The organism is Microcystis aeruginosa NIES-2549, from assembly GCF_000981785.2.
GTDB lineage: Bacteria > Cyanobacteriota > Cyanobacteriia > Cyanobacteriales > Microcystaceae > Microcystis > Microcystis aeruginosa_C.
The window spans coordinates 3,301,599-3,318,427 of sequence record NZ_CP011304.1; the positions used below are offsets into that span (position 1 = coordinate 3,301,599).

12 protein-coding genes, 1 other RNA gene and 3 pseudogenes are annotated in these 16,829 nt (G+C 42.7%); 8 read left to right on the forward strand and 8 right to left on the reverse strand.

Annotation, left to right across the window (positions count from 1 at the left end):
* Positions 1-34: 34 nt before the first annotated feature.
* From rsmD to era, 3 genes are all read right to left on the reverse strand, one after another.
* Complete coding sequence (gene rsmD / locus myaer_RS16255) at positions 35-580, reverse strand: 16S rRNA (guanine(966)-N(2))-methyltransferase RsmD (RefSeq protein WP_046662856.1); 546 nt, start codon at positions 578-580, stop codon at positions 35-37.
* A 3-nt stretch (positions 581-583) separates the two neighbouring features.
* Complete coding sequence (locus myaer_RS16260; protein ID WP_045362346.1) at positions 584-1,261, reverse strand: uracil-DNA glycosylase family protein; 678 nt, start codon at positions 1,259-1,261, stop codon at positions 584-586.
* A gap of 143 nt (positions 1,262-1,404) precedes the next feature.
* On the reverse strand, positions 1,405-2,361 hold the full coding sequence (gene era, locus myaer_RS16265) for a GTPase Era (RefSeq protein WP_046662857.1): 957 nt from the start codon (positions 2,359-2,361) through the stop codon (positions 1,405-1,407).
* 35 nt (positions 2,362-2,396) lie between these two features.
* Here era and myaer_RS16270 point away from each other — a divergent pair, with 35 nt between their 5' ends.
* Both myaer_RS16270 and myaer_RS16275 read left to right on the forward strand, forming a co-directional pair.
* Positions 2,397-3,164: a DUF6816 family protein gene (locus myaer_RS16270; protein ID WP_046662858.1), complete on the forward strand. Its 768-nt coding sequence runs from the start codon at positions 2,397-2,399 to the stop codon at positions 3,162-3,164.
* A 370-nt stretch (positions 3,165-3,534) separates the two neighbouring features.
* The gene (locus myaer_RS16275; protein WP_046662859.1) at positions 3,535-4,815 is read left to right on the forward strand and encodes an HhoA/HhoB/HtrA family serine endopeptidase; all 1,281 of its coding nucleotides are present in this window, start codon (positions 3,535-3,537) and stop codon (positions 4,813-4,815) included.
* 343 nt (positions 4,816-5,158) lie between these two features.
* Here myaer_RS16275 and myaer_RS16280 read toward each other — a convergent pair whose 3' ends face one another.
* Positions 5,159-6,838: a DnaJ domain-containing protein gene (locus myaer_RS16280; RefSeq protein ID WP_046662860.1), complete on the reverse strand. Its 1,680-nt coding sequence runs from the start codon at positions 6,836-6,838 to the stop codon at positions 5,159-5,161.
* 785 nt (positions 6,839-7,623) lie between these two features.
* Here myaer_RS16280 and myaer_RS16285 point away from each other — a divergent pair.
* The 5 genes and pseudogenes from myaer_RS16285 to rsmH all read left to right on the forward strand — a co-directional run.
* A pseudogene (locus tag myaer_RS16285) lies at positions 7,624-8,988 on the forward strand (GUN4 domain-containing protein); the annotation flags it as partial.
* Positions 8,989-9,201: 213 nt separating this feature from the next.
* Positions 9,202-9,636: pseudogene (locus myaer_RS22710) on the forward strand (GUN4 domain-containing protein); the annotation flags it as partial.
* A gap of 51 nt (positions 9,637-9,687) precedes the next feature.
* Positions 9,688-9,897: pseudogene (locus tag myaer_RS22715) on the forward strand (hypothetical protein).
* Positions 9,898-9,932: 35 nt separating this feature from the next.
* Positions 9,933-11,444, forward strand: coding sequence for a threonine ammonia-lyase, biosynthetic (gene ilvA, locus myaer_RS16295; RefSeq protein WP_046662862.1), 1,512 nt, complete (start codon positions 9,933-9,935; stop codon positions 11,442-11,444).
* A gap of 30 nt (positions 11,445-11,474) precedes the next feature.
* Positions 11,475-12,347 carry a 16S rRNA (cytosine(1402)-N(4))-methyltransferase RsmH gene (rsmH, locus tag myaer_RS16300; RefSeq protein ID WP_046662863.1) on the forward strand — a complete coding sequence of 291 codons (873 nt, stop codon included), beginning with the start codon at positions 11,475-11,477 and terminating at the stop codon, positions 12,345-12,347.
* A gap of 140 nt (positions 12,348-12,487) precedes the next feature.
* Here the strand turns inward: rsmH and myaer_RS16305 are convergent, their stop codons facing one another.
* The 4 genes from myaer_RS16305 to myaer_RS16320 all read right to left on the reverse strand — a co-directional run bounded on the left by myaer_RS16305 (position 12,488) and on the right by myaer_RS16320 (position 15,175).
* The gene (locus myaer_RS16305; protein ID WP_046662864.1) at positions 12,488-13,654 is read right to left on the reverse strand and encodes a pyridoxal phosphate-dependent aminotransferase; all 1,167 of its coding nucleotides are present in this window, start codon (positions 13,652-13,654) and stop codon (positions 12,488-12,490) included.
* Positions 13,654-14,022 carry an FHA domain-containing protein gene (locus tag myaer_RS16310; protein WP_080949811.1) on the reverse strand — a complete coding sequence of 123 codons (369 nt, stop codon included), beginning with the start codon at positions 14,020-14,022 and terminating at the stop codon, positions 13,654-13,656. Before myaer_RS16310 ends, myaer_RS16305 begins: the two co-directional genes overlap by 1 nt.
* 29 nt (positions 14,023-14,051) lie before the next feature.
* Positions 14,052-14,442: a transfer-messenger RNA gene (ssrA, locus tag myaer_RS16315) on the reverse strand.
* Between the two features lie 268 nt (positions 14,443-14,710).
* Positions 14,711-15,175: a hypothetical protein gene (locus tag myaer_RS16320; RefSeq protein WP_002742776.1), complete on the reverse strand. Its 465-nt coding sequence runs from the start codon at positions 15,173-15,175 to the stop codon at positions 14,711-14,713.
* A 183-nt stretch (positions 15,176-15,358) separates the two neighbouring features.
* Between myaer_RS16320 and myaer_RS16325 the strand changes: the two genes are divergently transcribed.
* Positions 15,359-16,828 (forward strand): TldD/PmbA family protein, encoded by a 1,470-nt coding sequence (locus tag myaer_RS16325; RefSeq protein ID WP_046662865.1) that lies wholly within the window; start codon positions 15,359-15,361, stop codon positions 16,826-16,828.
* Position 16,829: the final 1 nt, after the last annotated feature.

The following is a 16,829-nucleotide window of genomic DNA, read 5'->3' on the forward strand; positions in this document are numbered from 1 at the left end:
TATTCTCCCTTCTCCCCACTTCATAATTCATAATTCATAATTCATCTGTTTTTTGATAAAAAGTTAAGGTAGTATTGCCGTAGCGTTTTTGACGACAAATGGTTAAACCTTCTAGATTAATTGCTGGCCAAGATTTGGGATTATGTTCCACGGCAATTTCCCCCAGAGAATCTAATAAATTATATTGAGAGATGGCAGTTAGTACCGGTAAATATAAACCGCTTTCATAGGGAGGGTCAAAATAAATTAAATCAAAACTTTCCCCTGCTAAAGTGGCTAACTTTGTCAGTACATCCCCCCGAATTACTTGGAATTGCTGGGGAGAAGTTGCTAAATTGCGCCAATTTTCCTTAATAATTTCGCCAGCGCGTCCTGATTGTTCAATTCCGATTACTAGACTCGCACCTCGACATAAAGCTTCCGCACCCATGGAACCATTACCCGCACAAAGATCCAACCAACGACAGCCAGATAATTTATGTTGCCAGATATTAAATAAAGCTTCTCGGACCCTTGCTGTCGTAGGACGGGTTAATTGTCCTGCCAGGGTTTTTATGGGACGATTGCCGTAAATTCTCATTAGTTAAAAGGCAAATTCAGTTAATCTTTTTTGTAATAAATCAGGAAAAAGGGCATAGTATCTTTGATTGAGAGGAGAGGGATGGGGGAGAGGTAATAAAGTCACTTTCTTTTGCTGTTTTAATCCATCTTCATCGGTAGCGGTAAGGGTAACTAGCAGTTTTTTGGTAAAGCGTTCTTTATCAAGATAGAATTTATCCACTTCTTTGGGTTTACCGTAGGGTTCAAACCATTTAAAAGCTTCCGTACCAAGGGTAATGATATGATCACCTTGCCAATAAAAAACGAGCAGTTTTTCTATAAATGGACGAAAACGATCCTTCACTTCCCCAGAATAAGCTTTATTACCCGGAGGTTTGTAGGGAACTGTATTAGTTAAGAAAATTTGATCGCACACCGATAATAGCTCTTGACGATCATGGGATTTTCTCCCCTGCCAAGCTTGAAAAAATCCCTCTCTTACCATTCTACCGGCAGCCCCGATCAAAGGTTGTCCCGCATACACTTCATCTCGTCCTAAATCCCGGCCAAAAAAGCATAACTGACTAGCAAGATTACCAGCATACAAAACCGGTTCAAAGGGGTCTTTTTTTGCCTCTTGGTAAATTAGGGTATCGATGGGAAAATCCTCTTTTTTTGCCTCTTGGTGTACCTGTTTAATTAGGGTTTTAATATCAGTCATTTCAGTTATCAGTTATCAGTTATCAGTTATCAGATGTGAGTTTTCAGTTATCAGATGTGAGTTTTCAGTTCACTAATTACTGTTTACTGATAACTGATAACTGAAAAAAGCTTCTCCCTACACCCTACACCCTACACCCCACTTCACTCCTCGGTGCGATAGCCAAATTCCGCTAAAAGTGAGCGAGATTGTCGCCATTTCGGTTCTACCTTCACGAATAATTTTAAATATACCTCCCCGGCGATTAACTTTTGAATAGCCGAGCGAGCGGAAGTGCCGAGCGCTTTTAACATACTGCCATTTTTGCCGATGACGATCCCTTTTTGGGAATCTCGTTCCACATTGATGGCGGCAAAAACCCTAGTTAAAGCGGGAGTTTCCTCGACGCGTTCAATCACCACCGCCACAGAATGGGGAATTTCCTGACGGGTTTGCAGTAAAATCTGTTCGCGGATTAATTCAGCCATAATAAACCTTTCCGGTTGATCTGTGACTAAATCGGGGGGATAGTAATAGGGACCGACTTCGAGGGAATCAATTAACAGATTTTGCAATTCTGCGATTCCCATCCCCTCCAGTGCCGAAAATTTGAGCAGAGGCCAGTTATTTTCCGCCGCTAAGGTACGATAACTATCGTCTAGAGGCTCCCGGTCTTCCGGTTGCTGATCGGCTTTATTTAGCCCTAAAATCGTGGGAGTTTGGTTTTTAGTCAGTAAATCGGCAATATAGCGATCGCCACTGCCCAAAAAATTGCTACTATCGACAACAAATAAAACTAAATCTACGGAATTTATGGCGTTTTCAGCATTTTTAACTAAAACTTTGCCTAATTCGTGATGGGGCTTGTGAATGCCGGGGGTATCGACAAAAATCATCTGGGATCGCTCGCCGGTGACAATGCCGCGTAAACGGTTGCGGGTAGTTTGAGCGATGGGGGAAGTAATGGCGATTTTTTGTCCCACTAATTGATTCATCAGGGTGGACTTGCCCACATTAGGACGACCAATAATGCCAATAAAACCCGATTTAAAACCGGTCGGTGCGATGGGAATTACTGCCGAATCGAGATTAACGGCTTGAGAGTTGATAAAATCGTTCATAATCAAAGAATATTACTTAAAAAATATTTTTACCCATGCAAAGGATAATTTTGTTCTTGTTAGTATTGATTTTAGGCTGTAGTAACCATTTAGAATTATCTATAGCTGGAAATTTAAGCGATCGCTTAACTAATTATCCTCGCTGGATGACTAAACCAGTGGTTAGTTTTGCCAGCGGAGATTTAGTTTATCCCGATTGGATGGTAGGCAATTGGACTGTCACCAGTACCCTAATCGATTTAACCGCTCCTCTTGCTCCCCAGATTATCACACCTGGTTTTGAAAGTAATCGTCGTTACCTAGAACAATCGATCGAGTTTCCGGTGAGATTCATCGAGAAAGCTATTTCCAGACCGATAAATGCTGCCTTTTTATCCACCATTATCAGTAAACCATCAATTGTGGCCGATCGATCCTTTAATGGTTTAGCAATTAGTCGCGCCTATTTAGGTAATCAATCGGTATTATCCGTAAAAACTGACCCCAATAATCCCAATCGTCAGATTACCTTTTTACGCGGCGCTCATCAACTCATTTCCACCGTAATTGCCAGAAATAGCGAAACTCCTAGCCGAAATCAATTTATTGCCACAGAAATCAGTCAACAAATTTTCCGGGGAGAAACCAACACTTATCTCAATGAGGTGGAAACCACCACCGCCTATCAGTTATTATCTCCTAATAAAATTCTAGGCGATCAGGTGACAGCCATTTATCTGTCCCCCCAATCGCCGGATTATTTCCAAGCGCCGAATCGTCCTGTGGCTTTGTATCGTTATCGCCTAGAATTGCGGAAAGATTAATATTACCAGTGGTTAAACCCTGCTGAAACCGGCGCAGTCTTTCCCCATCCTGTTGAAAAAGTATAGGGGGAGCTTTTCAGTGTTGCCAAAGGCACGGCGTAGCCGTCCAGTCAACAGTAATCAGTAATCAGTGGGGAGCAGGGAGAAGGGGGAGCAAGAATTATGAATTAAGTAGGTAGGCGTTAAAAACTAACTGATAGGACAATGACCTTGTAATCAAAACTTCATGTCTGCGTCACAGTAAGTTCATATCCCCCACCTAAATTAGAGATAGTCAGTCCCAAGCCGTTTTCCGAAACACTCCTCTCACACCCACGATTATTAGGACTGACTTTTATTCCCTTCTCAGAATGGTTAAACAATAAAAACTATGACTCACAATATTTTTAACGATAATATTTCCCCGAGCAACGAAGGCAATCCCAAACGCTCCAAATCTTCTGCAATGAAAAAACTTTTTGCCTATTCCTCCTTACTGGTTTTGGGTGCCGGGTTAGGTATCGGTGCCACCTACGCCTACAGTCAAAATCCTCTAGAATTAGCCCAAAATATTGCCACCGCTGCCACTAATCCTCGCCCCTCCACAGCAGCCGCAGCCGCTCCCTCAACCCTAGTTATTCCCACCAATTTTGTCGCTTCTGTGGTGCAAGAAGTGGGGCCGGCGGTGGTAAGAATTAATGCTTCTAGGGAAGTCAATGGAGGCGGTGATTTTTCGGAATTTGCTAACGATCCTGTTTTCCGTCGCTTCTTTGGTTCCCAAATACCGGAGCGAGGAGAAAGACAAGTTCAAAGGGGTACAGGTTCCGGGTTTATTATCAGTAATGACGGTAAAATTATCACCAATGCTCACGTTGTCGAGGGAGCAGATAAGGTGACTGTCACCCTCAAAGATGGTCGCACTATCGATGGTAAAGTCTTAGGTAGTGATCCTTTAACTGATGTGGCAGTGGTACAGGTGGAAACGGGCAATTTACCCACGGTTAAATTAGGTAATTCTGATAGTTTACAGGTGGGAGAATGGGCAATTGCTATCGGTAATCCTTTGGGATTAGATAACACTGTCACCACGGGGATTATTAGCGCCAAGGAACGCAATGGCTCCCAAATTGGTGCTAGTGATAAACGGGTGGATTTCCTGCAAACCGATGCGGCAATTAACCCCGGAAATTCTGGCGGACCTTTGTTAAATGCTCGGGGAGAAGTTATCGGAGTTAACACTGCTATCATTCAAAATGCCCAGGGTTTAGGTTTTGCTATTCCGATTAAAACTGCCCAAAGAATCGCCGAACAATTAATCGCCACGGGTAAGGTGGAACATCCCTATCTCGGTGTTCAAATGGTACAGTTAACCCCAGAGGTAAAAGAACAATTAGCCGATAGTCCCATGGCTGATAATTGGACTATCCCCGATGATTCTGGTGTCTTGTTAGTGCGGGTGATGAGAGATTCTCCTGCCGCAGCAGCAGGATTGCGATCGGGTGATGTGTTAAAGTCTGTAGGTGGTAAGAATGTCACCGATCCCGATGCGGTTCAGGAAATTGTGGCTAATACTCAAATCGGCGATAATTTACCCGTAGAAATTAGCCGGGAAGGACAAAAAATTAATCTGAATATTCAAGTGGGTAGCTTGAATACTGCTAACAAATCCTAGTCTGGAAAATAAGTGGTAGAAGACCTAAACTTTATAGAGAGCTTGTTAGTAAGCTCTCTATATTTCTGGTTTTACTTTTGCCTCTTGAATCCAATAATTATAGCATTTATCTTAATGGTGAGATAAGTAGGTAGTCGTTAAAAATTATCAGACACCCCACTTATCAAGGGGGGATCGACACCCCCCTTATCAAGGGGGGATCAAGGGGGGATCGGCACCCCCCTTATCAAGGGGGGCAGGGGGGATCGACACCTCTCTTATCAAGGGGGGATCAAGGGGGGATCAAGGGGGGATCAAGGGAGAATCGAAAGATAGTTAAATACTTGAACCTAGGCTCACAATTTTACTGTTGGGAGATAGAAAATAAAAACCGCTCGTAAGCTCGATTAATTTTTTGCATAATTTTAATCGCCATGGCGGAAGAATTGTGATCGGGGTGATACTGACGAGCAAGCTGATAATATCTTTGTTTAACTTCTGAAAAACTGGCATTTTTAGAAACTTCTAAAACTTCCCACCAATCCTCGGAATCTGGGGGTAATATTTCTAATTCTCCTAACATTTCTGACCATATTTTTACCTTATCTCCATAACTACCTGTAATTAAAAACTGACCGTCAGGACTAAATTTTAAGGGAGCAGTTCCCCGTAAAATTTTAATTAATTCTCCTGTTTGTCCTTGCCAAATTTTAATTTCTGTTCGGGAAGCACTAGCAATTAGATGGCGATGAGGATTAATAGCAATACTGATAATTGCCTGCTCGTGTGCCTGCCAACTTTTAATCATTTCTCCTGTCTTTATATCCCAGATTTTAATCGCTTTATCACTACCACCACTAATTAGATATTGACCATCATTACTAAAAGCTAAACTGTTAACGGCTGCCCTGTCACCGATAAAAGTTTGATAAGCATAACTATGATCAAATCGCCATAATTTAATAGTTTTATCATCACTACCACTAGCAATAATTTGGCTATCGGGACTAATAGCACAGGTATTAACTGCCTCCTCATGACCGATTAAAGTTCGCTTTAATTCTCCTGTATGATAACCCCAGATTCGCAGAGTTTTGTCATTACTAGCACTAACAATAAATCTTTCATTGGCAGCAAAAGCTAATTGTAAAATGACACCATCATGGCTATGGGGAGCATTGACACGAGCGAAAAAACTACTTTTATACTGCTTAGTGTCTAATTGCCACTGACTAATTCTGCCATCTAATCCACCAGCAATGATCGATTTACCGTTAGGACTTATCGCCAGAGTTTGGATCGGTTCATTAACTCCCACAAAGGAATAAATTAATTTACCCGTTTCTCGCTGCCAAAGTTTTATGGTTTGATCTTCTCCCGCACTAGCAATAATTTTACCATCAGGACTAACATCGATCGCCCCAATATTTTCCTGATGACCTTTAAGAGTTTGGAAACACTGCCAAGATAAACGCTCTGGAATAGTAATTTCTGTAGAATCTAACTGTTGATTTTCCTGAATAGATACTTCTTCCAACAGTTGCTGTAGTTCTGCCTCTAGATTTTCATATTTCCCCGTAACTTCTTGCCAAAATAAAGCTTCTTCGTACTCTCTAGTAATGCGATCAAAAAATTCTAGATTGCTATAAAAATTATTGTCGGAGTAGGTGGGAGATAACATTTTCATCACTCCGTAGACTCCTAACCCGACTATCCCACCAGCGATCGCCATAGAACCGACACCAACACCGAAAGCTGTACCTTTAACCGCGACTCCCACACCCCCAAAGGTAGAGTAGATACCGATTCCGCCAAGGCTTCCTATTCCCAAAGCTAACCCGACATTGTGATCGTTTGTTTCTAGTCCTTGCAGACTGGCATAAATTGCCGAACTTGTCAGGATGCCAATCCCCGTCATTCCCACTAAACCGACGCTTATACCGCCAAATCCGCCGACTAAGCCAATATTTCCCAGACAAGCAGATAAATTGGCTCCTGTGACTCCACCGACGGCGGGAATAACAAAATCGAGCTTTTTAGCCATATTTTTGCGAAATAATCAAGTTAGTCATCGGGTTTCTCCTATAGAGTTTAGCCTAGTTTGGTATCGACGACTGACTCCCCAAAGTGGTACTTTTCCCTCCTGCCCCCTGCCGACCGCCTCTTTCAAGTCAGTCCCGATGAAAAAATTTTCACCCCCACAGATGAAAGAGGTTTCCTTCCCCACACCCCTAGGGTTGATTCAAGGTAGGGTTGATTCATGAATCAACCCTACCCACACCCCACACCCTACACCCTCTTTCCAGTCAGAGGCAATCAGGAAAAATGATAAGTATTTTATATATAAATAGCTTCAATGCTTAAAAATATTTAAATTTACAATCGGTAATATTTATTTTTACCTAAGAATTTATTGAGAATAATTTTTATTTATTTACGAGGTTGCAATACTTCCAGCGATTCTGGTACAATTTTCCATTATGCTATGATGGCTCTTATTGTAATTTTTAGGGTTTTAATGGTCTAGGTTGTCTTAAAACCCTTGCTAAATCTAGACTTTTCCCTTGAGCAAAACCAAACACTTTCGCCAATTATCCCTTTTTTCCCCAACAACGTTGATCTAATTTTTGTGTAGTTTTGTTGCAAAGTCAAATTTTTTTTGACAAAATGGCTAAATTGTGGTATGGACAAAGTATAACGGGTTGTGGATTGACCATACCTGTCACCTTATTTTCAGCGAATTATCAGAAAATTTGCCTACTAGAGTCGCCCTAGCTTGCTTTCTTTTTCTATAATAAGTGTTAATCTTCCCACACTTGTCAAACGGCTATGAGTCTCTGTCTCAATCCCGATTGTTCGCACCAAAACACCCCCACGGATAAATTCTGTCATAAGTGCGGTTCTCAATTACTGCTCAGAGAACGTTATCGAGCGCTAAAATTAATCGGTCAAGGGGGTTTTGGTAAAACATTTCAAGCGATAGATGAGGATAAACCTTCAAAACCCTATTGTGTAATTAAACAATTTTTCCCGTCAGCGCAGGGAACAGAAACTTTACAGAAAGCAGCAGAATTATTTAAAGAAGAAGCGATTCGTTTAGATAGTTTGGGAAGATACCCACAAATCCCCGAACTTTACGCCTATTTTACCGGTAATGGTGGGCGACAATATCTCGTCCAGGAATATATCGAAGGACAAAATCTAGAACAAGAATTAAAACAGGAAGGAGTATTTAACGAAGCAAAAATTAAACATCTTTTGTCAGAGATTTTACCGATTCTAGAATTTATTCATAGTAAACAAGTAATTCATCGCGACATTAAACCCGAAAATATTATTCGCAGAAAAAGCGATAATAAATTGATTTTAGTGGACTTTGGGGCGGCAAAATTTGTCAGTCCTTTAAATCGTTCCATGACGGGAACAATTATCGGTTCTGCTGAATATATTGCCCCTGAACAGGGAAATGGCAAGGCAGTTAATGCCAGTGATTTGTATAGTTTGGGTGTAACTTGCCTTTATTTATTAACTGGAATATCTCCCTTTGATTTATTCGATGGGGGGGAACACCAATGGGTATGGCGACAGTGGTTGGTTAATAATCCTGTTAGTAATGAGTTAGGGAATATTCTGGATAAATTAATCGAGTTCGGCACAAAAAAACGCTATCAATCCGCCTCGGAAGTGTTGCAAGCTTTGCAGATAAAAACATCAGTCTCTATATCCCAGACAACTATTCAAAAACCCGTTAATCCCATTATTTCCGTTCCCCAAACTCCCCCATCTATCCAGCTTAAAAGTGCCAAAGGAATCGATTATCGGAACTTAGAAGATTTATTAAAACAAAAGCGATGGAAAGAAGCAGACGAGGAAACTGCGAACTTAGTAAGAAAAGTAACTAATCGTGTCAAAGACTGGTTAAGAGATGAAGATATACAGAAATTTCCCTGCGAGGATTTGCGAACCATTGACCAATTATGGGTTTATTACAGTAACGGAAAATTTGGTTTTTCTGTGCAGGGGCAAATCTATCGAGAAATCGGTGGCATGGAAGAATATAATGAAAGAAATTGGGATATTTTTGGCAGTTTGGTAGGCTGGCAAAAAAATAATAGTTGGAATTGGCAAGATATTAATTATAGTTGGCAAGCACCTCAAGGTCATTTGCCGCTAATACGCTACGGTTATAAGGGAGAAGGAAGTTATATTATCTATCATCTAACCTCAAGAATATTTATTTGTCAGACTTCTAGTCACCAGATTATTAATCAAAAACAACCTGTAGCAACAATTATTCAATCTCCCATTATTTCCGTTCCGCAAACTCCCCCATCTATCCAGCTTAAAAGTGCGGAAGGAATCGATTATCGGAACTTAGAGGATTTATTAAAACGGCAGCAATGGAAAGAAGCGGACCAGGAAACCGAGAGAGTGATGCTACAGACTGCCAACCGCACAAAAGAGAGATGGCTGAGAAAGGAGGATATCGATAAGTTACCCTGCGAAGATTTGCGAACAATTGACCAATTATGGGTGAAATATAGTAACGGAAAATTTGGCTTTTCTGTGCAAGCGAAAATCTATCACGACCTCGGCGGGACGCAGGAGTATAATGATAAAATCTGGAACGGTTTCGGGGATAAAATCGGCTGGCGGATAAATAACAGCTGGATAGAGTATAAAGATGTTATTTTTGATTTCAAAGCACTGCAAGGACATCTTCCTGCTGATGTTCCGATATGGCGGTGTGGAAATTGGCATGACCCGATTTGGTGGAGTTCTTTTCCAGCTATCAAGCGTGGAATCAATCTCTTCTCTCGCGTCGAGACTTGTAAAATGTAACATATAAAGGTAACAGCCAATTTTTAAGAATTGTATCGGAGGGAAAACCAAATGCTAGAAATTACCAAAAACTATGTATTAGACGAGGATCAAAAGCTGATTGCCGTTAAGATTCTCATTGCCGAATTTGAAAAAATTGCATAAATCCTAGAGGATTACGGACTAGGAAAACTCATCGAAAAAGTTGAAAATGATCAAAGGATTCAGTATGATAGCTCTTTATTGCTAACTGGACCGACGATGATCTATTCTGGATCCTAGCCTGACTTGCCAATCCCCACCGCCAAAAAAGAATAATGTACTGCGATTACCTGGTTCAAATCCTCACCGCACGCGTCTACGATGTCGCCCAAGAAACCCCCTTGGAATTTGCCCCCAATCTCTCCCAACGCTTGCACAATCAGCTGTTACTCAAGCGTGAGGATATGCAGTCAGTTTTCTCTTTTAAACTGCGCGGCGCATACAACAAAATGGCGTATTTGTCAAGGGATTTGTTACAAAAAGGTGTAATTGCTGCCTCGGCGGGAAATCATGCTCAGGGAGTCGCTTTGGGAGCGCGGCAATTGGGAACCCAAGCGATTATCGTTATGCCTGTCACCACTCCCCAAGTCAAAATCGACGCGGTAAAAGCCCGGGGGGGAATTGTCGTCCTGCACGGTGACACCTACGATGATTCATACACCTACGCGCGGCAGTTAGAAGCGGAAAAAGGCTTAACTTTTATCCATCCCTTCGATGATCCAGAGGTAATCGCCGGCCAAGGTACGATCGGTATGGAAATTTTACGACAATATCAGCAACCGATCGAGGCGATTTTTGTCGCTATTGGCGGCGGTGGCTTAATATCAGGTATTGCAGCCTATGTCAAGCGTTTACGCCCAGAAATTAAAATTATCGGGGTAGAACCTGTGGACTCAGACGCGATGAATCAATCCCTAAAAGCCGGTTATCGGGTGCGTTTGTCTCAAGTGGGATTATTTGCCGATGGGGTAGCGGTGCGCGAGGTGGGAGAGGAGACTTTTCGTCTCTGTCAGCAGTATGTGGATGAGATTATCCTCGTGGATACGGATGATATTTGTGCGGCGATTAAGGATGTTTTTCAAGATACACGCTCGATTTTAGAACCTGCGGGGGCGTTAGCGGTAGCAGGAGCGAAAGCTTATGTAGAAAGAGAAGGAATTGAGGATAAAACCCTCGTTGCTGTGGCTTGTGGGGCGAATATGAACTTTGATCGTCTGCGGTTTGTGGCGGAAAGGGCCGAATTAGGGGAACGGCGCGAGGCGTTGTATGCTGTTACTATTCCCGAACAACCGGGCAGTTTACGGCGTTTTTGCGAATGTGTCGGCAAACGCAATTTAACCGAATTTAGTTATCGTATTGCCGATGAAAAAGAAGCGCATATTTTTGTCGGCGCCCAGATCGAAAATCGCAGCGATGCCAAGAAATTAGCCGAGAGTTTTGAAGCTTGTGGCTTTAAAACCCTCGATATTAGTGATGATGAATTGACTAAATTGCATCTGCGCCACATGGTGGGAGGGCGATCGCATTTAGCCGATTATGAATTATTTTATCGCTTCGAGTTTCCCGAACGACCGGGGGCTTTAATGAAATTTGTCGCCTCCATGAGTCCCCACTGGAATATCAGCGTTTTCCATTATCGCAATAACGGGGCCGATTATGGGCGCATCGTCGTGGGCATACAGGTCCCCCCCGATGAAATGAATCAATGGCAAGCTTTTCTCGATACTCTCGGCTATCGCTATTGGGATGAAAGTCAAAATCCGGCCTATCAGTTATTTTTAGGTTAAATCGCCATTTTCAGGAAGTTATCAGTACAGATGAATCAAGATTTTCCCCATATTTCCGTTTTGAGTCAAGAATTAATCGCCGGTTTAAATATTCAACCCGGGGGGCATTATCTCGATCTTACCCTAGGGGGTGGTGGACACAGCCGCTTGCTTTTAGAAGCTCATCCCGAAACGAAAGTAACCGCCATCGATCGCGATCAAAGCGCCCTAGAAGCCGCTAAAATTAGTCTTGGCCCCTATCTAGATAGCCGTTTAACCCTCTGGTGGGGGAACTTCGCCGATTATAATGGACAAAATAGCAGTTTTGATGGCATTATCGCCGATTTAGGGGTCAGTTCTCCCCAATTCGATCAGAGCGAGCGCGGCTTTAGTTTTCGCCACACGGCAGCCTTAGATATGCGGATGGATCGCTGTCAATCCCTGACGGCAGCCGATATTATTAACCATTGGCAGGAAAAAGAATTAGCGGATCTTTTTTATCAATACGGAGAAGAACGTTTATCTCGTCCTATTGCTCGTTCTATCGTCCAAAAACGTCCTTTTACTACCACTACAGAATTAGCGGCTGTCATCGCTAGTTCTGTCCCCGCTAGTTACCGTTATGGACGTATTCATCCGGCAACGCGGGTTTTTCAATCCCTACGCATCGCTGTTAATCAAGAATTAGATTCTCTGCAAAAATTGTTAAATCAAGCCCCCCACTGGCTAAAATCCGGGGGAATTATCGCTATGATCAGTTTTCATAGTCTAGAAGATCGTCTGATCAAGTATGGCTTTCGCGAAGATAATTCCTTGAAAATTATCACGAAAAAGCCAATTATTCCCAGCCGAGAAGAACAGGCTAAAAATCCCCGTTCTCGTTCGGCTAAACTAAGAATAGCCCAAAAGATAAGCTGTTCTTAATTTAAATTGCTTATTGAGATGAGGCAAAAGGCAACAGGCAAGAGGCAAAAGGGAGAATAAATAATCAGTTTTTAATAACCGGATTTAGTCTGAGCTTAAAGTAAAAACCAAGAAAGAAAGCCGGTATTTATTCTTGAAAATCATTGACTAAAATAACGCAGTCCTTTTACCAATCTTTCTACTGCCGTTAAAGCCGTTTCTGGAGATAAAGCACCGTAGGCAAGACGCAAATAACAGCCTTCTGTTATCCCAAAAGTTGAACCGGGTAACACCGCCACCCGCTGCTGCTCAATTAAAGTTTTAACTAACTGAAAATCATTCTTGTCTGTAGGAATTTTCAGGAAGAAATAAAAAGCCCCTTCCGCAGTGGCAACATCACAGATATCGCCGATTGATTCTAAAGCATTCAGGCAAATTTCTCTAACTTTACTGATGGTTTTTAACTGTTCTAAAGGATAGCTTTTACCCACCTGTAATGCCCCTAGGGCCGCGTATTGCGACACCACAGGCGGACAAATTAAAATAGTATCCTGAATCTTATTAATCGCCTCAGATAAATGTTCTGGTACTACCATATAACCAATGCGCCAACTGGCAAAACCGTAGGCTTTTGAGAGACTAAATAAGGAAATAGTCCAGGATTCACTACCAACAATTGCCGCCGGAGAAAAGTGGCGAGCATGGTTATAGGTAAAATACTCATAAGCTTCATCGTGAATGTGATAGATGCCCTTTTTTTGACAGATTCGATTGACTTCTCTTAGGGTATTTTCTGGATAAACTACTCCCGTGGGATTATTAGGAGAAATCGTCACCACTGCCTTAGTTTTTTCCGTGATTGCCTCTTCAATGGCAGCTGGACGCAATTGATAATTTTTGTCTGTGGCGACCAAAATTACTTGACAATCAGCCATTTTTATGACCATTTCATGATTGAAATAAAAGGGAGTGTTGAGAATAATTTCATCCCCCGGGGAAGTAATGGCTAAAATGGCATTCATAAAAGCCATATTACTGCCCGCCGTCACAAAAATTGCCTGTTTATCGCTGATTTCTATCCGATTATCTTCGGCTAGTTTTTGCCGAATTACTGCTAATAAGGGGGGAATTCCCGCCACAGATTGATATTGATGATTTTTGGGATTAGCTAAGAATAAAGATAGAGATTCGAGCGCTTCCTGGGGTGGATAATAGGAAACAACACCTTGACCGAGGGAAATAGTGCCGGGGTTCGCTTTAATTAATTGACCGACCACGGGAATAATTGGTGTTTGTACCCCGTCCATGCGAGAGAGAAGGTTTTTCATCAGTTGGCAAGAGATTTGAAGGTATATTGGGGAGGATGGGCTGATTCAATCTCAAACAAAAGATTAATCGCCCGGTAATATCCCAAAGTAATCCTATCGCCACTTTTCAGCTTTTTGCGTCCCGATTGCAGATTTTCCCCATTAAGATAAGTGCCGTTAAGACTGCCGGCATCTTCTAGATAAAAACCGTCTTTTTCTACATAAATAATCGCATGGACGCGGGAAACTATTTCCGCATCGGGAAGATGGGAAAGATCTAAATCTACCGTCACTTTCGGATTGACCTTTCCCAGATAAAAACGGTTTTTCCGTCCCGAAATTTCCAAGAGAGTCCCCGTTTCTTCGTGGAGGAGAAAAGCCTTAGACACTTTTTTTAAGGGTTTTTTATTAAAGTAATCAATGGAGCCGAGCAGAGTCGAACTGCTGTCCAAATTAGGTATTGACTGTCCGTTCATTCACAGGTTTAGTTTCGATTACCCTCGAAACGGGGACTGTCACTTATCCCGGACAGTGGGATGCTCTAGTTAAAGCTTAGACGGTTAACTAACTAGAGAAAGTTAAACGTGGCATCCGTTGGGGGTTTATCCATAGTCCTTAACGGAGTCAAACCATGAATGCTCGAGTCGATTAGAGACTATTAGGCAGCTACAGGAGCGGCTTTACGAGCGAAAGGAACGATGTTGTTCGCATTTACTTTTTGTTTGAGCCTTTGATTTACGAGAGGAGACTCACTCTCGACCTGTATCACGGGGGAGCTTTCGCTAACCTGTCGAAACCGTTACGGCCCCTTGTGCTTACATTCTGATTATAGCATATTTTTTGATTAAGCTAATTGTGGCTCAATTGAGATTTTTCCGAGCTTCCCAGTCTTCAGAGCCAGTCCAGATGGGAAAAAAGGTTTTTATCGCTGATTTTTGGGAAAATTATCCTATATTTGCCCTCGATTAGTATCACCAGAGACTAAACAATTAATTGAGCAGCTATTGCTCCACTGCGATAACCTGAGTTCGGAATCAGGGAAAACTGCAAAATTTCCCTAACCCGAACTAACCTTGATTACAAAACCTTATGGGTGTGAGAATGTTGTTTGACGTTATCCTCCGTCCGCACCACATGAACAGCATTCAAGATGCGTTTTTTCTCTAGGGAAAAGTTTAAATCGTCTTTTTGGCCGCCCAAGGGGATTAACCCTTGTAGGTGGGGTTGATTTTTGTAGGTGCGAGTGGCTGCAATCGCCCTTTCGACAAAATTCTCGCATAATTGGGTATTATCGGGAAAATTACTGGGTATTTGAGGATTATCGTCCTGAAATACCTCTCCCAAAGCCATGGCGCGGGCAAATTCGTAGGAAGTGGGAATTCCTTTGACAATTGCCTCTAGGGCTGCCGAGGGAATCGGTTCTAACACCGCCACTTTTTCTAATTCTCCCTCCCGTTTAAGAAAACAAATCGCTAAACCGAATACACAATAATCATCTTTTGTCAAGTCAGAAATGTTTAAGAATTGTGTCGCTGTGGCCATTATTTTGATCCTGAGTCGCTCTTTCTTTAATCTTGCGGGTGATCAGCGATCGAATCAAGGTTTTTATTAAGAGATATGAAGGAGAAAAATTTAGCAGGGTTGGGCGGCGCTAACGCCCCCAAGACGCAAAAAACTGAGAACTGTTAGACTAGAAACCAGCAGATTAACTGATAAACGAGCTTTATGTCACCCACCCTACTCATCTCCAAAGAACTCCCCACCCTGAAATATAATCCTAGTCTGGAGCGCTTTGATAGCTCTTGGGCGGCCCCTTTGTCCACTCTTCTGGGACTGGGACGGGCTGCCGGGGCGACTTTTATCGAATTTTTCCTGGAAAGAGTCAACTATATCAGTTGTTTAGCCGAAGATGACAGCATCACCAGTCTCTCACCGAAACTATCTACAGGGGCAGGAATCCGCCTTTTTCGCGGGAAAGCTGATTGTTATGTCAGTACCAACGATTTAAGCTTCCAAGGCTTAAAAAATGCCCTAGAAAAAGGTTTATCGATTCTCGGTTTAAACCTACCCAGTCCTAACGCGTATATTCCCGAAATCAATCTGGAAATGTTCCGGGATTATGCCACGGTCAAAAACAAAGATATTTGGCTGAATAATTGCAGTTCTTTGGGAGAAATGGGTGATATTCTGCTAAATGCTAACGTTCAACTCAATCAGAAAGCCTCTCACGTCCAATCTCGTCGCGCCGCTTATTTTCGCGATTGGCAAGAAATTTTAGTTGCCGCTAGTGATGGCACTTTTGCCCGGGATATTCGCCTCACCCAATCGGTGGGCTATAATCTCCTCTGTGCCGATGGGACTAATCGTTCTAGCATTGGTAAACGGGTGGGTAGTACCAGTAATCCTGATTTTCTGCGGACGTGGAATGCCGAGGAATCGGCGGCAGAAGTGGCCGAATCGGCGGGTAAAATGCTTTACGCTGACTATGTAGAATCCGGCAGTTATCCCATCGTCATGGCCAATGAATTTGGCGGCGTTATCTTCCACGAAGCCTGCGGCCATTTGCTAGAAACTACGCAAATTGAGCAAAAAACCACGCCCTTTCTCGATAAAAAAGGCGAAAAAATCGCCCACGAAAACCTGACGGCTTGGGACGAAGGATTATCCGATAAAGCGTTCGGTACTATCGATATGGACGATGAGGGAATGCCGGCCCAGCGTACTCTCCTAATTGAAAATGGTATCCTAAAAAACTTCATTGCCGATCGCACCGGTTCAATTAAAACCGGCCATCCGCGCACAGGTAGCGGTCGCCGTCAAAACTACACCTATGCGGCCGCTAGTCGGATGCGGAATACCTACATCGCCCCCGGGGAATATACCCTCGATAATCTCTTTAATTCCATCGATAAAGGCATTTATTGCAAAAAAATGGGCGGCGGTAGTGTGGGGGCCACGGGGGAATTTAATTTCGCCGTCGAGGAGGCCTATCTTATCGAAAATGGCAACCTGACTAAACCCCTGAAAGGCGCGACTTTAATCGGTTCAGCTAAGGAGATTATGAATAAAATCTCTATGTGTTCCCAAGATTTAGGTCTAGCGGCGGGTTTTTGCGGTTCCGTTAGTGGTAGCGTTTATGTCACCGTTGGTCAACCCCATTTAAAAGTCGATTCTATTACCGTTGGCGGTCGTTAAT